The sequence below is a fragment of the Candidatus Symbiopectobacterium sp. NZEC135 genome (assembly GCF_025962695.1).
Genome location: NZ_JAGFPF010000302.1, coordinates 1 through 1,852, shown reverse-complemented (window position 1 = coordinate 1,852; position 1,852 = coordinate 1). Strand labels below are relative to the sequence as shown.

Here is a 1,852-nt window from a genome sequence, read left to right as displayed (position 1 = left end):
CACGAATTGATAGTAGTTCACATTAGTATTTATGCTTTTTGAGCACAAAAAACCCTAATATCCATAAGGTGAAACACTGATTTGGCATGACGCCTTCGCGGGTCTGCCAATTTGCCAGCCCAGGAACAACAAAAGTCGCGTTCTGTGATCGACTTTGAGTTATTACACCATTGTTGAGTAAACATCGATAAGTTGTCTTACAGGAAAGACCTTATCAGAAATAATTAATGGCACTAAAAACAATACTATAGACATTCAAATGACACGTAAGAAATCAATTACCATCAATTGTTTCATTCAGTTACCTATATTGCGCTTTTGTGATACGAGTCATTCCGCAAAGTGGTATAATAGGTTAGTTTACCCTTGAATATGAGGGGAAATTATTTTGACTTAATTTTCTAATTCTCTTCATTACGCACCGGGTTTTATTTATAGAACAATAATAGTCGTACCACGAATATATCCTCGAGACTTCTGGAGACCCGAATGAAGCTATCCAAAACACTGATAGGCATCTGCCTAAGCTCCGCCACGCTGTTTATGAGTTATTCAGCCAGCGCATTGCAAATCAAAGCATCCGATGTTCACCCCGAAGGCTATCCCAATGTGGTAGCCGTACAAAAAATGGGAGAGAAATTAAAGGCCGCCACGGATGGAAAACTGGAAATAAAAACCTTTCCAGGCGGGGTATTAGGCGATGAGAAGCAAATGATTGAGCAGGCGCAACTGGGTGCCATCGATATTATTCGCGTCTCCATGACCCCGGTTGCTGCCATTTTGCCAGAAATCGAAGTGTTTACCCTGCCCTATATTTTCCGTGATGAAGATCATATGCACAAAGTGCTGGACGGGAAAATTGGTCAGGAAATTGGTGACAAGATTACCAATAACAGTAAATCCAAGCTGGTGTTCCTTGGCTGGATGGATGCCGGTACGCGCAACCTGATCACCAAAGCCCCGGTCGCCAAACCGGAAGACCTCAAAGGCATGAAGATTCGGGTACAGAGCAGCCCGGTCGCGCTGGCCACGCTGAAAGCCATGGGAGCGAACTCTATCGCCATGGGAACCAGTGAAGTGTTCAGCGGTATGCAAACCGGTGTCATCGATGGCACGGAAAACAATCCGCCCACCTTCGTCGCGCACAACTACATGCCGGTCGCCAAAAACTTTACCTGGAGCCGTCATTTTATTATTCCTGAGCTGTTCCTCTATTCAAAAACCAAATGGGATAAACTCACTAAAGATCAACAGGAATTGATTCTTAAATTAGCCAAAGAAGCGCAAATGGAACAGCGTGAATTGTGGAATGCCTATAACCAGCAGTCATTGGATAAAATGAAGGCCGGCGGCGTGAATTTCTACGACATTGATACCGATTACTATTACAAAGCGACACAACCGGTACGCGATCAGTTTGGTGCGAAATACCAGGATCTGATCAAGGCTGTGGCAGACGTGAAATAGTCTACCGTTAATAATGCGGGCTGGTTTAGCACTGGCCCGCCCATTATCCCTAATAGCATAAGTTACCCCGGCAGACATTATTACGTTGCACAGTCTGAGTTTTGTCATGGGCTAAAGGCGCGGACGATATCCCAATAATGGCACAGGATAATGGCGCAGGGTGGTACAGGTGGAAGCAATGGGTCGTATTTATATTTCTGCAATGGATATTCTCTATCTGATTGCCATGTGGGTTTCCGGGCTAACGTTATTGGTCATGACACTGATCATTCCGGTTGGCATTTTCGCACGCTATGTCTTGAACTCCGCACTCTCCTGGCCGGAGCCGGTTGCCATTATCTGCATGGTAACCTTTACCTTTGTCGGTGCCGCCGTCAGTTACCGC

Annotated in this window: 2 protein-coding genes; both read left to right on the top strand. The window is 45.4% G+C overall.

The features are described from left to right. The first annotated feature begins 489 nt into the window (after positions 1-489). Positions 490-1,467 carry a TRAP transporter substrate-binding protein gene (locus J5224_RS26185; RefSeq protein ID WP_264628106.1) on the top strand — a complete coding sequence of 326 codons (978 nt, stop codon included), beginning with the start codon at positions 490-492 and terminating at the stop codon, positions 1,465-1,467. 178 nt (positions 1,468-1,645) lie between these two features. After that, positions 1,646-1,852, top strand: a 207-nt coding sequence (locus J5224_RS26180) for a TRAP transporter small permease subunit (RefSeq protein ID WP_264628105.1), incomplete at its 3' end; no start/stop codon positions are given.

What these genes read in the sequence shown, in the direction of transcription:
- J5224_RS26185 (WP_264628106.1), top strand. Translation starts at nt 490, where the DNA reads ATGAAGCTATCCAAAACACTGATAGGCATCTGCCTAAGCTCCGCCACG.